The 17,254-nt window shown below is 62.3% G+C and carries 13 protein-coding genes; 7 read left to right on the forward strand and 6 right to left on the reverse strand.

All coding sequences use genetic code 11. The features are described 5' to 3' along the window. Window positions 1-119: 119 nt before the first annotated feature. On the reverse strand, window positions 120-1,256 hold the full coding sequence (locus ACT3UA_RS06650; RefSeq protein WP_096286824.1) for an acyl-CoA dehydrogenase family protein: 1,137 nt from the start codon (window positions 1,254-1,256) through the stop codon (window positions 120-122). A gap of 223 nt (window positions 1,257-1,479) precedes the next feature. Here ACT3UA_RS06650 and ACT3UA_RS06655 point away from each other — a divergent pair, with 223 nt between their 5' ends. After that, window positions 1,480-2,169 (forward strand): NUDIX hydrolase, encoded by a 690-nt coding sequence (locus ACT3UA_RS06655; protein WP_444615718.1) that lies wholly within the window; start codon window positions 1,480-1,482, stop codon window positions 2,167-2,169. 222 nt (window positions 2,170-2,391) lie between these two features. Here ACT3UA_RS06655 and ACT3UA_RS06660 read toward each other — a convergent pair whose 3' ends face one another. Together ACT3UA_RS06660 and ACT3UA_RS06665 are read right to left on the reverse strand one after the other, a co-directional pair. After that, window positions 2,392-3,885 (reverse strand): aldehyde dehydrogenase family protein, encoded by a 1,494-nt coding sequence (locus ACT3UA_RS06660; RefSeq protein WP_096286828.1) that lies wholly within the window; start codon window positions 3,883-3,885, stop codon window positions 2,392-2,394. A gap of 127 nt (window positions 3,886-4,012) precedes the next feature. After that, entirely contained in the window at window positions 4,013-4,378 is a 366-nt protein-coding gene (locus ACT3UA_RS06665) for a winged helix-turn-helix transcriptional regulator (protein ID WP_096286830.1), read from the reverse strand. Window positions 4,379-4,458: 80 nt separating this feature from the next. Here ACT3UA_RS06665 and ACT3UA_RS06670 point away from each other — a divergent pair, with 80 nt between their 5' ends. The 5 genes from ACT3UA_RS06670 to ACT3UA_RS06690 all read left to right on the forward strand — a co-directional run bounded on the left by ACT3UA_RS06670 (window position 4,459) and on the right by ACT3UA_RS06690 (window position 10,199). Continuing rightward, window positions 4,459-5,067 (forward strand): NAD(P)-dependent oxidoreductase, encoded by a 609-nt coding sequence (locus ACT3UA_RS06670; protein WP_096286832.1) that lies wholly within the window; start codon window positions 4,459-4,461, stop codon window positions 5,065-5,067. A gap of 138 nt (window positions 5,068-5,205) precedes the next feature. Further along, on the forward strand, window positions 5,206-6,864 hold the full coding sequence (locus ACT3UA_RS06675; RefSeq protein WP_096286834.1) for an ABC transporter substrate-binding protein: 1,659 nt from the start codon (window positions 5,206-5,208) through the stop codon (window positions 6,862-6,864). A 19-nt stretch (window positions 6,865-6,883) separates the two neighbouring features. Next, window positions 6,884-7,816 carry an ABC transporter permease gene (locus tag ACT3UA_RS06680; RefSeq protein WP_096286836.1) on the forward strand — a complete coding sequence of 311 codons (933 nt, stop codon included), beginning with the start codon at window positions 6,884-6,886 and terminating at the stop codon, window positions 7,814-7,816. Next, window positions 7,813-8,610 carry an ABC transporter permease gene (locus ACT3UA_RS06685; RefSeq protein WP_105552823.1) on the forward strand — a complete coding sequence of 266 codons (798 nt, stop codon included), beginning with the start codon at window positions 7,813-7,815 and terminating at the stop codon, window positions 8,608-8,610. Before ACT3UA_RS06680 ends, ACT3UA_RS06685 begins: the two co-directional genes overlap by 4 nt. Next, window positions 8,607-10,199 carry a dipeptide ABC transporter ATP-binding protein gene (locus tag ACT3UA_RS06690; protein WP_096286840.1) on the forward strand — a complete coding sequence of 531 codons (1,593 nt, stop codon included), beginning with the start codon at window positions 8,607-8,609 and terminating at the stop codon, window positions 10,197-10,199. Before ACT3UA_RS06685 ends, ACT3UA_RS06690 begins: the two co-directional genes overlap by 4 nt. Before the next feature lie 38 nt (window positions 10,200-10,237). On the opposite strand, the gene ACT3UA_RS06695 is transcribed toward ACT3UA_RS06690, so the two are convergent. Together ACT3UA_RS06695 and ACT3UA_RS06700 are read right to left on the reverse strand one after the other, a co-directional pair. Then, complete coding sequence (locus tag ACT3UA_RS06695; protein ID WP_096286925.1) at window positions 10,238-11,926, reverse strand: long-chain-fatty-acid--CoA ligase; 1,689 nt, start codon at window positions 11,924-11,926, stop codon at window positions 10,238-10,240. Window positions 11,927-12,465: 539 nt separating this feature from the next. Further along, window positions 12,466-13,995 (reverse strand): HNH endonuclease signature motif containing protein, encoded by a 1,530-nt coding sequence (locus ACT3UA_RS06700; protein WP_096286842.1) that lies wholly within the window; start codon window positions 13,993-13,995, stop codon window positions 12,466-12,468. A 338-nt stretch (window positions 13,996-14,333) separates the two neighbouring features. Between ACT3UA_RS06700 and ACT3UA_RS06705 the strand changes: the two genes are divergently transcribed. After that, a complete protein-coding gene (locus tag ACT3UA_RS06705; protein WP_096286844.1) occupies window positions 14,334-16,037 on the forward strand; it encodes an NERD domain-containing protein in 1,704 nt (567 codons plus the stop codon). Window positions 16,038-16,047: 10 nt separating this feature from the next. Here ACT3UA_RS06705 and ACT3UA_RS06710 read toward each other — a convergent pair whose 3' ends face one another. After that, window positions 16,048-17,148: an alanine racemase gene (locus ACT3UA_RS06710; protein ID WP_096286927.1), complete on the reverse strand. Its 1,101-nt coding sequence runs from the start codon at window positions 17,146-17,148 to the stop codon at window positions 16,048-16,050. Window positions 17,149-17,254: the final 106 nt, after the last annotated feature.

Below are 17,254 nucleotides of genomic sequence, written 5' to 3' on the forward strand. Positions count from 1 at the left end.
AACTATGGCGACCTCTCGAAGGAGTCAACGGATCCGATGCGCGGAAACCGTAAAAAGGTGTGCGCTTTTGCAAAGCCGTCGTGCGCGGCGGCACCCGGTGATGCCTGTGATTTCAGGACCTAGGAATCGACCAGCCCGCGCCCCACGATCAGCTGCATAATCTCATTTGTGCCTTCCAGGATCTGATGCACGCGCAGATCACGGACGATCTTTTCCAGCCCGTACTCGCTGAGGTAGCCATAACCGCCATGCAATTGGATCGCGGTATTGGCCGCGTTGAACCCGGCATCGGTAGCCACCTTCTTCGCCATCGCGCACAGCCGCAGCGCGTCGGAAGTTTGCGCGTCCAGGGCTGCCGCTGCCCGGCGCAGCAGCGTGCGCGCCGCTTCCAATTCCATATCCATATCGGCTAGCTTGAAGACCAGCGCCTCCTGGCGCGTGAGCGGACCGCCAAAGGCCTCGCGCTCCTTGAGGTAGGCCACGGATTTCTCCAGGGCCAGCTGCCCGCCGCCGATCGAGCAGGCACCGATATTCAGCCGGCCGCCATTGAGCCCGCGCATCGCTATGGAGAAACCATCGCCTTCGGCACCTAGCAGGTTGCCGGCGGGGATCCGCACGTCTTGCATGATGACCTGACGGGTAGGTTGCGCATTCCAGCCCATCTTCTTTTCCTTGGCCCCGAAAGACAATCCCGGCGCATCGGCGGGCAGCAAGAAAGCGCTGATCCCCCGCCCGCCCGTATCGGCCGTGCGGGCCATCACCAGATAGAGCGCGGATGAACCCGCGCCGGAGATGAACTGCTTGACCCCGTTGAGCACATATTCATCGCCGTCCCGGACCGCACTGGTAGTCAGCGCCGCAGCGTCCGATCCGGTCCCGGGTTCGGTCAGGCAATAGGATCCCAGATCCTGCATCGCCACCATGCCCGGCAGCCACTGGGCTCGTTGCGCCTCGGTGCCGAAGCTGTCGATCATCCACACCACCATATTGTGGATGGAGATATAGGCCGCAATGGTGGGACAAGCCTTGGATAGTTCTTCGAAGATCAGCACCGCGTCGCTGCGGCTCAGCCCGGACCCGCCATAGGCTTCGCTGACGTAGATGCCGCCCATCCCCAATTCGCCGGCTTCGGCGAGCACATCGACGGGGAAATGCTGCTTCTCGTCCCACTCGAGGGCATGCGGAGCGATTTTCTCCGTAGCAAATTCGCGGACTGCCTCCACCAGCTCACGTTGCTCCTCATTTAGTCCAAACATCACTAACCCCTATCTGACCACCGCTACTTGTGACCCACACTACAGCCATTGCGAAGAGTTTAGGATGCCAGCAGCGGGCGGGAATTCCGAGAACTGCGCTCGAAATGCGACGCATGGCCCGTGGGTCAAAGAACTCGCCTCGCGCCGCCCAAAGCGGTTCCAGCGAACGCCCCATTTGTCACAGTGCGCGGTTCCGCCTCGGTTCTCGGCCATACTTGGACTTATGGATTCCGCCTCTACTGACCCGAATATGCAGCCGGTGACGCCGCGACGTGCCGCAAGCGTCCTGATGATCCGCGAGGGAAACGAAGGCCTGGAGGTCTTCATCCAACACCGGGTTTCCACCATGGACTTCGCAGCTGGCATGGTTGTCTACCCCGGCGGCCGGGTCGATGCTCAAGATCTGGCCGAGGCGCAAGCGGGGAATATTCCGTTAGCGCTGGCCATCGAGCACGCATGGCTTTGGGAAGACTCCTCCATCTGGGAAGACGGAGAAGAGCAGGCCATCCTCGATGCGGCAACCCTGCTGGCCGCCGCGCGCCGCGAGATCTTCGAAGAGACCGGGGCGCGCTTGGACGTGAGCCAGCTGCGTCCTTGGGCGAATTGGATCACGCCTCCGGATAATCCCAAACGCTTCGACACCTTTTTCTACGTGGCTCAGGTGCAGCCCGGACAGGCCCCCGTGCACCAGACCACCGAGGCCTCAAACTCCGAATGGATCCAGCCCGCCGTGCTGTTCTCCGCCTACGAGCGCGGCGAGCTGGGCTTGATGACCCCCACCCGCACAACTCTGCGCAACCTCGCAGCACTTGAAACCGTTGATGCCGCCATGAGCTCGCAAACTCCCATCGTCACGGTCCGGCCCCAGCGCATGCCACCGGCCGCGGATTCCAAGAAGGAACGCACCCTCTAGCCGCACCAGGCCCGGTACCCCTTGGCTGGTGCAGCAGCACTGCCCGAACCCCCGGGCGACTGGGCAGGAGTCCGGTTTCCACAAGCTCCCCCGGGAATTCTCACACGCCGATATTGCCTACCGGATTCCTTGCAGAGCGCATATGCCTGGTCGTCGAGGCCCCGGAGAGCACGAGGCATCGCTCCGGGGCGCCTTGGCCATTCGAAGGATCCTTGGCAATCCCTAGAAGGGGTACTGCTTATCGGTGCTCTGCACCCCGATCCAATGGTCGGTGGTGAATTCCTCGATAGCCCACTCACCGTTAAAGCGGCCCAACCCGGAGTTCTTCTCCCCGCCGAACATCACATGTGGTTCATCATTCACGGTGATGTCATTGATGTGAGTCATTCCCGCCTTGATCCCGCGGGCAAAGCGCACACCCTTTTCAATATCGGTGGTGAATACCGCGCTGGATAATCCGAATTCGGTGTCGTTCGCCAGTTCGAGCGCGTGCGCCTCGTCTTCGGCCCTAATGATGCCAACCACCGGGCCGAAGATCTCCTCACGGAACAGTTCCATCTCGCTGGTGACATCGGCGAAAACATGCGGCGGCACTACGCGGCCGACGACCTCTCCGGAGAGCACCTCGCGGGCCCCCTCGCTTCGAGCCTGCGCGATCTTTCCCTGCACGCTGGCCAGCTGCGCGTCGTTGATAATTGGCCCCACCACATTTGCGGGCTCCGCCGCATCACCGTATTTGATGGTGGCTGCATGGGCGGCGAACTGCTCGACGAACTGGTCGTATACCGGGCCTTGAACGATGATCCGGTTGATTGCCATGCAGATCTGCCCCTGATGCAGGAACTTGCCCATGGCAGCGGCGCGGACCGCTTGTTCGAGGTTGGCGTCGGCGAGCACCACAAATGGTGCGTTGCCACCAAGTTCCAGCGCGACCCGCTTCATATGCTTGCCCGAAACGGCGAGCTTGCCGACGTTTTTCCCCACCGGGGTGGACCCAGTGAAGGAAATCAGCGAAGGAACGCTGTGCGCCACAAAGTGGTCCCCAATTTCGGTGCCCGATCCAACAACCACGCTGAACACGCCCTGCGGGATTCCCGCCGCCTCGAAGGCCTTGGCCAGCACCAGCGCGCCAACCAGCGGGGTATCGCTGGCCGGCTTGAGTACCACCGAGTTGCCCAGCGCCAGCGCAGGGGCCACCGAGCGCTGGGAAAGCAGCATCGGGAAGTTCCACGGGCTAATCACGCCCACCACGCCCACCGGTTCGCGATAAACACGGTTTTCCTTGCCCACGCTGTTCGAAGGCAGGATCTGGCCGTGCACCCGGGTCGGGAAGGTGGCGGCCTCACGCGTTGCGGCGATCGTGCCAGAAACCTCCACGTTCGCCTTGAGCACCGATGAACCGGATTCGGCCACTAGCAGCGCAACCAGGTCATCGTAGTTGGCTTGCAGATAGTCCGCAGCCTTGGTGAGCACCGCAGCACGTTTTGCCGGAATGAGCGCAGCCCAGTCGCGTTGGGCTTGGGCCGCGCTCGCATAAGCCTCGTCCACATCCTCGCTGGAAGCCTGGCGGATTTCTGCCAGCACCGCGTCGTCGAACGGGTTGCGGGTGACCAGAACGGAAGAACTGCGCCCCTCGCGCCATTTCCCGGCGATGAAAAGTTGCGCCGGAAGCTGGTCAAGGAAAGCTGGTCGGCTGGATACGGCCTGGTTGGTCATGGATCTTCCTTCCCACAGTGCGGCGCTTCGCGCCACAGCGAATCGAGCTCTTCGCACTCATTGTTCGCGGGAAATCCGCCACGATCAAGGAACTCATCGAACAGCAGAATTCGCGCCGGCAGAAGACCTACTTATCGTCAAAAATTTCTCGGGCGGCCAGCACCTTGGCCGCATGCGCCTCGGACCAGATGCGGATGGCATCCATCGGTTCGAGCAGACTGCGACCCAGATCGGTCAATTCATAGTCCACCCGGACCGGCACCTGAGCCGTGACGGTGCGAGCCACCAGGCCATCGCGCTCCAGGATGCGCAGCGTGCTGGTCAGCACCTTGGGCGTCACCGCACCGATCTGCTGGCGTAACGCGGAGAAACGTAGCGGCCCCCGGGCTAAGGTAAGCATCACTAAAGGGGTCCATTTATCCCCCAAACGTTGCATAATTTCACGTGAGGGACAGTCCTGCACAAGCACGTTGTAGGTGAGGGCGCTATCCATTTGGTAACCAAGTTCCTTTGAAGTAGTCGGTATCTAAAGGATACTATAAGGGTGAAGAACACAGCTACGAGAGGATCATCATGAAGATTGCAGTTTACGGGGCCACCGGAATGGTCGGCAGCCAGATCACCGCCGAGGCGCTGCGCCGTGGCCACGAGGTCACCGCCGTCAGCAGCAGCGGCAAAACCGTCGAAGGCACCAGCGCGGCCACTGCCGAGCTCAGCGACACCGCCGCCTACCGCGACCTGGGAAAGAACCACGACGTCGTCGTGATCTCCGTGCCGCCATCGCGCACCGGTGGCGACCACCAGGAATACCTTGACGCCTTCGAGGAGATCACCGAAACCCTTATTCCGGCGCGCCTGGTCGTCGTCGGCGGAGCCGGCGCCACCGAGATCGACGGGGTGCGGCTGTTCGACACCCCGGGCTTCCCAGAAGAATACAAGGCAGAGGCGGTCACCTGCGGCGCGGTCTACGACATGTTCACCTCGGTGTCGGGCATCACCTGGACCCTGGCAGCACCTGCCCCGGTGATCGCACCGGGCACCCGCACCGGCAACTACACGCTCGGCGCCAACTCCCCTGCCGGCGACTTCGTTTCCACCCAGGACTTCGCGGTAGCGATCCTCGACGAAATCGACACCCCGGCGCACAACAACCGCCGCTTCACCGTCGCCAGCGAAAAGTAACACGCCGGCCAACCGGTCAGCCAAGGTCGATGGCTCGGCTCTCGCTTCCTCTGGCAGGGAAACGATCTGACCTTTCGGCCTTGGTTGACTAAGGTTGTCTACGTCATCGCTCACTTATTCAAAGGTCACTCACCGTTCATGCAACGAACACAGCGCGCCACCCGCCTGCTCACCGGAGCACTAGCTCTCCCGCTGGCCGGAGCCCTCATCGCAGGCTGCTCCACCACCTCCGATCCCTCGGCCACCGAGGATCTGAAACCCGTCGCCGGCGGGACGCTGGTTTACGCCTCGGGTGACGCCGAGCCGAACTGCCTGGACCCGCATGTGGGAGGAAACTATCCGCAGGCGCTGGTGGCCTCGCAGTTCATGGAATCGCTGTTCAGCAAGGACGCCAAGGGTGAGATCATCCCGTGGCTGGCCGAAAAGTCCGAGGTCTCCGAGGACGGGTTGACCCGTACCATCACGCTGCGTGAGGGGATCAGCTTCCACGACGGCACCGCGCTCACCGCCGAAGCCATCAAGGCCAATATCGAGCACCTGCAGGATCCGAATACCGCGTCCTCTACCGGTTATCTTGCCGTCGGCAAGGTCTCCGAAATCAAGATCGTCGACGAGTTGACCGCGCAGCTGGAGCTCTCCGCCCCGGATAACGCGCTGCTCGAGTCGCTGTCCATGCCGTGGACGGCAATCCAGTCCCCCGAAGGGCTCAAGCGCGACCAGGCGGCGAATTGCGCCGCCCCGGCAGGCACCGGCCCGTTCAAGGTCGAGTCCTGGGACCGCCAGCAGGCGGTCAATCTGGTGCGCTACGAAGACTATGCCCCACCGGTGGCAGATGCCGAGCGGAACGGTTCCACCGCCTTCCTGGACGGCATCACCTGGCGCTTCATCCCGGAGGCCGCCAGCCGCTATGCGGCCCTGCAGTCCGGCGAGGTCGACGTGATCGACAATCCGCAGCCCGACACCATCGCCACCGCCACCGAGGGCGGGCTGGGCCACCTCGCGGCGCCGCGTCCGGGAGCCTCGAACCGGGTGGAGCTCAACAGCTCCAAGGCGCCTTTTGACGACGCCTCGGTGCGCGAGGCGTTCATCCGTTCCCTCGACGTGAACACCGGAATCGACGCGCTGTACTTCAATGCCGCCGAGCGCAGCTACTCGCTGCTTTCAAGCGTTGAACCGCTGGGCATTTCAGCTGAAGAGAAATTCGGCACCGATGTCGATCGGGCCAATCAGCTCCTCGACGAGGCAGGCTGGACCGAACGCGATGCACAGGGCTACCGAACCAAGGACGGCAAGCGACTGAGCCTGAGCTTCCCGGTATCCACGAACCAGTCGGTTCCGGCCGAGCAGTCGCTCTTCGAGCAGATGCAGGCGTCCGCCAAAACCGTTGGCTTCGAGGTCAAGATCGAGTTGCTCGACCTCTCCAGCTGGTACGGCGCTCTGGCGCAACACGAGTACGACCTCGTTTCGGCACCGTACACCAAGGTCGGCCCGAGCGTGCTGCGCATCTTGTTCCATTCGGATTCCACCGTCCCGGCGCCGAGCGGCTACTTTGCAAACAACGCGCAGATCAAGAATCCGCAGCTGGACCGGCTGCTGGTGGAAGCCGAGCAGAGCAACGACGAAGCCGAACGCGCAGAGCTCTACGAGCAGGCGCAGAGCCTGGTCTTGGACGGCTACTACGTGCTCCCGCTCTACGATCAGCAGAACCACTTCCTGTTTTCGAAGAACGTGCACGGCATGGGTGAAACCACCGCGGTCTCCTCACCGACCTACTTCAACGTGTTCCTGAACAAGTAGCCATCGAACACGTCCAGAGATGAAAATGCTCGCTTGGTTGGGTCGCAAGGTTGGCGGCGCGCTGGTGGTGTTGTGGCTGGTGGCCACCGCCATCTTCATCGGCGTGCGGCTGATCCCCGGCGATCCGGCCGAAGCGATTATGGGCGGCCCGGGTTCGCAGGCCTCGGCCGAGGCCCTGGCCGCCGCGCGCAGCGAGTATGGCTTGGACCTTCCGCTGATTACCCAGTACCTCATGTTTCTGGCCAAGCTGATCCGCCTGGATTTCGGGACCTCCTATGCGCTGAAGGACCCGGTTCTGCAGGTCATCGCCGAGGTGCTGCCACCGACCATCACGCTGGCACTCATCTCACTGGCGGCGGCCTGGTTGCTGTCGCTCATCTTTGCGATGCTGGCCATGCGTGCCACGCGGGTGGGCCAGTGGGTCGGCAACGCGGTGGAGATCATTGCCGCGGCCGTGCCGCACTTCTGGCTCGGTGCGGTGCTGATCATGCTTTTCTCCTCGATGCTCGGCTGGTTCCCTGCGGTGGACAACGGGACCGGGTCGGGACTGGTCTTGCCGGTGCTCACCCTCGCGCTGCCGCTGGCAGGTTTTCTCACCCAGTTGATGCGCGACTCGCTGTCCACCGCATTGGGAAGCCAGTTCGCGTTGGCCGCCCGAACCCGCGGTGAAAGCCGGTTGACGGTGTTCTGGCGCCACGGTTTGCGCCATGCGGCGCTGCCCGCTTTGGGGTTGACCGGCTGGGCCTTCTCCTCCCTGCTTTCCGGAGCGGTGGTTGTCGAGGCGATCTTCGCCCGTCCGGGACTGGGACGTTCCCTGCTTTCGGCGGTGCTCTCCCGTGATATTCCCATGGTCACCGGCATCGCGCTGTTCTCCGCCCTCGTATATATCGTGGTGATGGCGCTGACCGAAGCCCTCGAACGCCTCATCAATCCGGCGGGGGCAGAATCATGAGCCGAACCGCCAAAATTCTCGGCACCGTCTTTATCCTCTTCTGGCTCCTTACGGCGCTTGCGCCGGGGCTCATCGCCCCGGGCGACCCCCTGGCGGTTGACCCCGCGCAGGCATTCCACGCGCCGAGCCTGGCGCACCCGATGGGGACCGATGAATCGGGACGCGACGTGTTCACCCGCGTCATCCATGGTGCCGGCGACTCGCTGTATATCGGCCTGGCCGCCACGGCTCTGGGCATGGGCATTGCCCTAGTTCTGGGTACCGCCGCGGCCCTTGCCCCGCGCTGGCTCGATGGTGCGATCTTGCGTGTGCTCGAAGCCCTCTACGCGGTGCCCTCGCTGCTGCTGGCACTGCTGATCATCGCCTTCACCGGCCCCGGGGTCGGGCCGGCAATCGTTGCCGTTGGCTTATCCACCGCGCCGGGCTACGCCCGCTTGGTGCGCAGCCAGATCCGTTCTGTGAAGAACTCCGAAATGCTGGAAGCCGCCACGGTGCTCGGCCGCGGCACCTGGCTGAAGGTACAAAACCACCTGGTGCCCAACGCGCTGCGCCCCCTGCTGGCGTTGGTGACCCTGGGCATTGGGCAGGCGGTGATTTGGGCCGCCGCGCTGTCCTTCCTCGGCTTGGGCACTCCGCCGCCGGCTCCCGAATGGGGTGCCATGCTTTCGGCCGGGCGCACCTACCTGCATCTGGCCTGGTGGCTGAGCTTCTTCCCTGGCTTGGCGATTGTGGTGGTGGCCGCCGGGGCCACGCTGATCGGACGTTCCTTGGGCGGAAAGGTCAATGCCGCATGAGTCCTTTATTTAATGTCAAGAACCTCTCGGTGAGCTTCGCCGGGCAGCTCGCGGTGGACTCGGTCTCCTTCGAGCTCTCCGCCGGGGAATGCCTGGCGCTGGTTGGTGAATCCGGGTCCGGCAAGTCCGTCACCGCCCGCAGCCTGCTGGGGCTCTCCGGCGGCAAGGTCAGCGCCGAAAAATTCATGGTCTTGGGGCAGGACGCCACCGCGATGAGCGAACGGGACTGGCAGCAGCTGCGCGGAAATTCCGTGGCGATGATCCTGCAAGATGCGCTCATGGCGTTGGATCCGTTGCGCCCGGTGGGCCACGAAATTGCCGACGCGCTGAAGGAACACAGCTCGCTGTCCAAGTCCGAGCGCACCACGAAGGTCCGCAAGGCCCTGGAAGTGGTGGATCTTCCCGAGCCTGCTTGGCGGATGAAGCAGCGCAGCTCCCAACTCTCCGGTGGCATGCGCCAACGCGTGCTCATTGCCCAAGCGATGATCGGGGACCCGCAAGTTGTGATCGCCGACGAGGCGACCACCGCGTTGGACTCCCGGCTGACCGCGCTGGTGCTCGAGCAACTCCGGGCGCTCAAAGACGAGGGCCGGGCGGTGCTGATGATCAGCCACGACCTGGCACAAGTGGCCCATCTGGCCGATCGGATCGCGGTGATGCGTGCCGGAAAGATCGTCGAGGCCGGCGAGACCGACCAGGTGCTGAACCGCCCGCAGCACGAGTACACGCGCACTCTTCTGCGCGCCATCCCCTCCGGGGTGCCCCGCTTCGAGCCCTTGAGCCTTGCTCCCCCGAAGGCGGCTGTCGTGGCTCAAGAACCGGCGAGGCCTGCTCGGATGCCGGCTCTGGTGGTGGAGGACCTGTCCAAGAGCTTCGGCAAACATGCCGCGGTGCAGGGGGCGGGTTTTGTCGTTCAGCAAGGACAGACGCTGGGCCTGGTCGGTGAATCCGGGTCGGGCAAGACCACCACCGCGCGCATGGTGCTCGGCTTGGAGCGCCCGGATACCGGCACCGTCCAGCTGCTCGGGGAGCACTTTGCCCCGCACCGCGAAGCCCAGCGCCGGCACTTGCGCGAAAACATCGGGGCGATCTACCAGAATCCGCTGGGTTCTTTTGACCCACGCTATAGCGTGGGTCAGTTGCTCACCGATGCGCTCTCCGCCGGACGCAGCAAACGCGGCGCGAGCTACCGGACCCAAGTCTCCCGGCTCCTTGAACAGGTGGAACTGGACCCTGCCCTGAGCTCGCGAAATCCACGCGAGCTTTCCGGCGGACAGCGCCAACGCTTGGCGATCGCCCGCGCACTGGCTCCGAAGCCTAAGGTGCTCGTCTTGGATGAACCGGTCTCGGCCTTGGACGTTTCGATCCAGGCGACCGTCCTGGACCTGCTGGATCGGTTGCAGCAAGAGACCGGCACCAGCTACCTGTTCATCAGCCACGACCTGTCGGTGATCGAGCATATGAGCGATACCGTAGCGGTGATGTACCGGGGAAGCATTGTCGAGCAGGGCGCTACCGCCGACGTGTTCGGCGACCCGCAGCACGAGTACACCCGAGCGCTGCTCACAGCCATGCCGCGGCTGCGTTAGCAACCGCGGCATGGCTGGTTCAAACCGTATCGTTCGCGCTAGAGCCCTTCACCGAACTGGTCGCGGACCTGCTTGCGCAACACCTTGCCCAGCATCGAGCGGGGCATCTCCTCGATGGCAACGATCCGCTTAGGCACCTTGTAGGCCGCCAGCAAGGTCCGGCAGTGTTCGCGCAGGTCGGCCTCGTCCAGGCTCGCGCCTTCATCGAGTTGCACCGCGGCGACCACCATTTCACCGCCCCGTTCCAGTGCCTTGCCGAACACCGCGGCGTCGGCAATATCTGAATGCTGGCGCAGCGCGTTCTCCACCTCGCTGGGCGAGACATTAAAGCCGCCGGTAATGATCAGCTCCTTGGCCCGGTCAACGATCTGGGTAAACCCGTCCTGGTCGACGGTGACTACGTCGCCGGTGTGCAGCCAGCCGTCCTCGGTCAGCGTTTTCGCGGTCTCCTCCGGGTTATTCCAGTATCCGCGGAACACCTGGGGCCCCTTGATCAGCAGCTCTCCGGCTTCGCCCTGCGCCACCTCGCGGCTTGGCTCATCGACATCCACGACCTTCATCAGGGTCGAAGGAAATGGCACTCCGATGGTGCCGTTGCGACGTGTGGGGTGGAACGGGTTGCCCAAGGCCACCGGCGAGGACTCGGTCATCCCATAGCCTTCGACCAGCAGTCCGCCGGACATCGACTCCCAGAGCTCGACCACATGATCTGGCAGGTTCATCGCACCCGAGATGCAGTACTTGGCCGAACGCAGCGAAATGCCCTGCTCCTTGGCCGCCATGGCGGTGCGCTCGTAGATCGGCGGGACCGCGCAGTACACGGTGGCCGGAGACTTCTTCCACGCATCCAGGATCATCTGCGGTTCAAACTTCGGGAAGAGCACCAGCAGTCCCTGCTTCTTCACCCCGAAGGTCAGATACAGGGTCATTCCGAAAGCATGGAACATCGGCAGGATCGCATACAGGATTTCCTTGCGCTCTTCGGCGCCTTCCATCCAAGCCTCGCCCTGCAACGCATTGGCATACAGGTTGTAGTGGGTAAGCATTGCGCCCTTTGGACGCCCGGTGGTTCCCGAGGTGTACTGGATGACCGCCAGATCCTGCACCTCGGGGTATCGATAGTCCGGATCCAGTCGCCCGGACTTCAGCAGCTGCTTCCATGCCATGGTGCCTGACGTGGAGGCGGTCAGCGAGTCCTTGGTCTCGCGCAGCTTTTTCACCGGCAGTTTCAGTGCCAGGCGCTTGACCGCCGGGAATGCCTCAAGCAAATTGACGGCGACGATCGTATCGATTCGTACGTCCTTGGGGAACTGCTGCAGGTTCGGCACGACCTTGTCCCAGGCGATCACCACCCGCGCCTGGTGGTCTTCGAACTGGTGGCGTAGTTCGCGCGAGGTGTACAGCGGGTTGTGCTCCACAACCACCGCACCCAGCCGAAGCACCGCGTAGAACGCGACGACGTGCTGCGGGCAGTTGGGCAGGACCAGCGCTACCCGGTCACCGGGCTTCACGCCCAGCTGGCGCAGCCCCTCGGCCGCCCTCTCGACCTGTTGGCCCAATTCGAGGTAGCTCATCCGTCGACCGAAGAATTCGGTGGCCGGGCTCTCACCGGCTTCGCGGACCGAACGCTCAAACATATGACTCAACGACTCGGTGGGAAGCTTGATTTCGGCAGGGACGCCTGGCTGATAGTTGGCTACCCAGGCCGGTGCGGCAGTATTCTCCATGCCTACAATCATGCCCGATACCCACGGTTTCAGGTTAAACGCGAGGTGGACTTTCGGTGATTATTCAGCGGAACTGGCTCATTGGAATTCACGATTCGGCGTAGTTCGCCAATGCCTCGGCACGGTCGGCAACGCAACTTTTCATGGGGGTTTCGAGTTGCTCCAGCAGATGACGATCAACCCGTTGCCTCAGCTGATAATCTCCGGGCACTAGGAGTCCGTTCCGCTGCAACCGGACCGCCATCCACGAACCTGGTGCAAGACGATGAGTGAATAAATTCTTCATTCACCCACACACGGCTAGCCCGCCCCATCAGCATGTCTGCCTAGCGCCTCAAGAACCAGACCACTGACTGAGAATATTTTTCATTCAGCCACCGAACCCAACCACCAACCAGCCAATAAGCAACAGGAACAGGCTCAAGCCGGCACCAAGAGCACCGCGCCCCCCGGCAACCGGAAAACAAACGTTCGATAGGTGATATGAACCAGCGGCAGTGAACGAAAAAATCATTCACCCAACAAACCCAACAACCCTCCTAGCTGGCGATACGATCCGGCGGATCAGCCCAACCCAACACCCGACGCACCCGATCGTTCAACCCCACCTCCCGCACCGGAGTCCGGTCATGAACATGATCAAAGTTCTGAACCACCTCAACACTGCCCGGCAACTCCAAACACACCAACCCATGAGGAGTCCGCCAACTCACCGACCCATCCGGGCGGTAAATCGACTGCCACCCCAACGCGTGCTTCAACATCTGATGCCGTTTGCAGAGCAACTTCGTATTACTCCGATCCGTGTGCCCGCCCTTGGCCCAATCCTCCACATGATCAATCTCCGAAGTCTCCGCGGTGCGCCGGCACCCCGGGAAGCAGCAATGCACCTCCCGCACCCGCAACAAATCCTTCAACGCCTGCGAAGGACGGTACTTCTGCCGCCCCACATCGATCGCGGCCCCGGTCCACGGATCGGTCAGCACCCGCAGCATCGACGGAGCGTCCTTCGCCAACGCCAAGGCCGTGCCCACCGGAATCGGCCCATACCCCTCCAAATCCGCCAACGCCCGCTTAGGATCCGCCAAGGTTTCCACCGCCGGGATCGTCAACGCCACCCGCGTCTTCAACGGCGTACCACCCGTCGCAGGCCACCCATCGAGCAGGGCATCCCGGAAAATATCAGCCTCCCGCTGCCCCTGAGTACGCGAATCACCCGGATCCACATCATGCCTGGCAAAATACTTCACTGTATTAACCATGGAAATAATATCCGCCGCCGGAGCCCGCAGCTTCAACGCCGCCATCCCATCCGCTTCGCTCCAATGCGTCAACGCCCGGGACTCCTTCGCCGCCTCATGACGCTCCTGCGCCGAGACCGGATTCAACCGGTCATGCATCCGCCTCGCCCGCTGGCTCACGGCCGCATCACTGGCGGTTTTCGCCATCGGCAACAGCACATGCTCCATCCGCCGGATATCAGCAGCCCCCAGATCCTGAGCCTGCTTGACAATATCCCCCGCCGCCTTCGTAGTGATCTCCCCAGCAGCCAAAGCATCCAGCGTCCCCGTGCACAAATGGCGCAACCCATCGGCAATAAACAGCTTCCCCCGCACCTTCTCCTCAGACTCGCGCAACGCCACAGCGGCTTCAGCAACGAAATTCGAACGGATGATCTGCTCGGACGCCGGATCCACACCATAGTAATTCGCGCTGATCCGCTCACGGCGCTGCTGCTCGGTCTCCGTCTTCGGATCCGCACAACTATTTTCGGCAACGACCTGCGCGACCAGTTCCACCGAATCCGAAAGAGTCACCGCTTCGGCCGCGTCAAGCATGCGCCGCAGCCTCGCGAGCTTCTGCAACCGCACCAGCCCTGAGCCCGGATCCTGCAACGGCGGCAGGTTGTAGAGTTCGGTAGCCAGCGCCGCGATCTGGCCGAAATACTTCTCATGCTCCACCAAGGAAGAGAACAACCCGTCAGGGTGGGAAGCATCCCGATGCCCTGGCGGGCTCAACGGAAGACGATGAGTATCATCGTCGCTCTGAAAAATGTCTTGTAGTCCCATGTTCAATGATCTCGCCGGATCCCGACGGTTTGAGCGGGTTTATAACCCATTGTGGACAAGTATTGAGCGGCCGTTTGCTGATCAGCCGGCGCGTCACCGAGACCGCCCCACGTTGGCCGAGAGACTCGCCAGGTGCCTAACGACCAGCTTCCCAGCGAATAGGATTCCTCCAACTAATTGAGGACAGTGGCTAGTGGCTAAATCCTAGGCACCGGGCGTTGCTTTGGACTTATTGCTCTTCAATAGGCATTTTTGATCGCTTCCGGAGCGCTGGCACACATAGACTTCGAACCAATGCGTGTCGTTGAATAGGTGCCGCAAATTCTCTAGGGGGGACAATGGTCCACTGCATTCCAGAAGAACCTGATTTTTCCGATGGCCAGTCTGCCGAGAAAGCCGTCTGGGAAGAGCTACGTCGTTCCTTACCCCAAGAGGCCATCCTCGCCCACTCGGTCGCGGTACGCCACGGAGCCGTTGAACATGAGATCGACTTGCTGATTTTGTGGCCTGGAGTCGGGCTTGTGGCGATTGAGGTCAAGGGCGGATTGGTAGGCGTAGAGAACAGCGCCTGGTACCAGTCCGATAGCAACGGCCGGCACCATATGAAAGATCCCATGGCCCAAGTCCAGAGCGCGGCGCACGCCTTTAAAAAGTGGATTACCGAACAATCCGGCACCCCCTTGAACAGTCGCTTCGCCCACGTGGTGTGCCTGCCATATACGGAGGTTCCGGCGAATTGGCAGAAGGCAGATATGCCCCGTGATCTGCTCATGGACCAAAACGATCTAAAGCAAAGCGCGAACTACCTGCGTCGCGCCATCGAAGAGCTAGGCGGTGGTTACTCGGCGTTGGCACAGTCCTTCGCGCAACGCATCGCCCGGCATCTGGCGGCGGACTTCACACCCGAGCATCTGGAAACTTCCGAAGCTCTGGAAAACGAAGACCTGCAAGAACATCTCACCGCACGTCAGGCCATCTTGTTGAGCGCAACGCGGGCACTTCCCCGAGTGAAATTCATCGGTGGAGCCGGCAGCGGAAAAACATGGATGGCGGTTGAAAAAGCTAAACAGCTGGCCAAGGGCAATGCGCGCGTGGGGCTATTTTGCTACAACAAAGGATTGGGCCATTACCTAAAGAAACAGGTGAGCGGTTGGAGACAGAATAAACCCGTGCATATCGGAGAATTCCATGAGTACGCCCGCAGCCTCGGAGTTCCCAACGGCAGCGGACAAGACTACTTCGACGTGCAGATGCCGCGGCTGCTGCGCGAGCTGGCACTGCGGCTGCCCGAGGAAGAGAAGCTCGACGCGATCGTTGTCGATGAGGCCCAAGACTTTGCCCCCGAATGGTGGGAGGCACTGCTTGCGTGTACCAAAGACCCATTGCAGGGCAAGATCTATGCCTTCATGGACGTCCGGCAGGATGTCTACCGGAGATGGAACGGTGAGGACCTCGGCGGAAGTTTTGGCACCGCGGCACCGCTGGTATCCATCCACGTAGATGACAACTTACGCAACACTCGCCGGATCGCCGAAACGTTCAAAAACCTGGCCGGAGCACAAATCAAACCCCGTGGCGGGCAGGGAGTTCCGGTGCGCTTTGTCGCGTGCTCTACCGAAGAAGCGGTGGACATCGCCTCGGATTGCGTGGATCCGCTCATTAGCGAGGGCTGGGCAAATAACCAGATCGCGTTGCTCACGACCAATCGTCGCCACCCGATACACCAGGAGCACTTCGAGCAAGGAACCATCGACTCTGAATACTGGCCCGCGTTCCACGCCCATGATCAGGAATTCTACGGGCATGTGTTGGGATTCAAGGGGCTAGAACGTTCGGTGGTGGTGCTGTGTATCAATGGTTTCAAAGATATGTCGCGCGCCGTGGAGCAACTCTACGTGGGTCTTTCCCGTGCCCGGAGCCTACTGGTTGTCGTCGGAGACCGCGAACTCATCGAGGCGGCCTGCGGCAGTGAACTGCACGCCGCGCTGCGCAGCGCGAAGAGCTGGTCCCCGGCCATTGCGGCGGATCCGCTAGCGCTCTAAGGCAACTTCGCTAGAAGTTCAATCCGCGTGCGGCCACGTCCCAGCGTTCGATTACCTCGCCGGCGCGGACCACAGTGACCTGGTCCACCAGGTTCACCGCCACGCAGACATGGTTCGGGATCACGCGGAGTTGCTCCCCGTGTGCCGGAAGCGGCTGGCCCTCGGGCCAGAGCACCGTCGCGTGGTGTTCGGACACCGCACTGATCCGCGCGTCCGAATTTTCCAGGATTCGGCCAAACCCGCTCACCCAGGCGGGGCGGTCACCGCCCAGGATCTTGCTGCCCGCGTCCAGGACGATCCGCCGCGGGATGAGTTCGTCCCCTTCATGCCGGCTGACCACCGTGGAGGCTACGCTCAAGGCGATGTCTTCCCAGCGGCAGCGTCCCAGCTCGAACTGCTGCGCGTCGCCAAATACGTACACCCCGGGGCGGACCTCGGTCAGCAGCGAGTTGTCCGCAAGCTCTGCCGTGGGAGTGGAGCCACCGCTGATGCGTTTGAGTTCGAAGCCGTCTTCGCGGAGCAAGCCGGCCGCCCCGGCGAGCGCTTGCTGTTCTTCCGCGGCGACCGCTTGCGGCCGGCCCGGTGCATAACTATGACCGGGGAAGGTGAAAATGCCGATGACGTTCAGCCCGGCCTCGCGGGCGGCGCGGGCGACTTCCAATGCGCCTCGGGGAGGCACACCGCTGCGGTGGTGGCCGCTGTCGATCTCGATCATCAATCCTAATTTGTCGGCCTTGTCTCCCAGTTGCCGGGCAAGCTGCTCGACGGCTGCCACGGAGTCTGTGCCCAAGGAGAGCCTGACATAGCGCAGCAACTTGCGAATGCGTGCCGCTTGGACCTCGGAAACCCACAAGGGGAACGCGACGAAGAGATCCGCCACCCCGTGCAGCGCGAAGGTCAGGGCCTCCCCGATGGTTGCGACCGTCAGTCCCACTGCTCCGGAATCGAGCTGGAGGGCGGCGATCTCATGCATCTTGTGCGTTTTCGCGTGCGGTCGCAAGGCAAGTCCCTTGCCTGCAACGTTCTGCGCCACACGGTCGATGTTCCGCTCGAGGATCTCAACGTCGACCAGGATTTGCGGGGTTAATAAACCTTGCGGGATGGTGTTCACCAATGCCAGCTTTCCTCTTCGTGCTCGGGCGATCTGATTCGTACGTTACCCGAGAAAAATGCCCAGCTCGTCGTTGACACCCAGAGAATCCCAGCCACCTGGCGTG

The sequence above is a fragment of the Glutamicibacter sp. 363 genome (assembly GCF_052379505.1).
In the GTDB taxonomy this organism is placed as follows: Bacteria; Actinomycetota; Actinomycetes; order Actinomycetales; family Micrococcaceae; genus Glutamicibacter.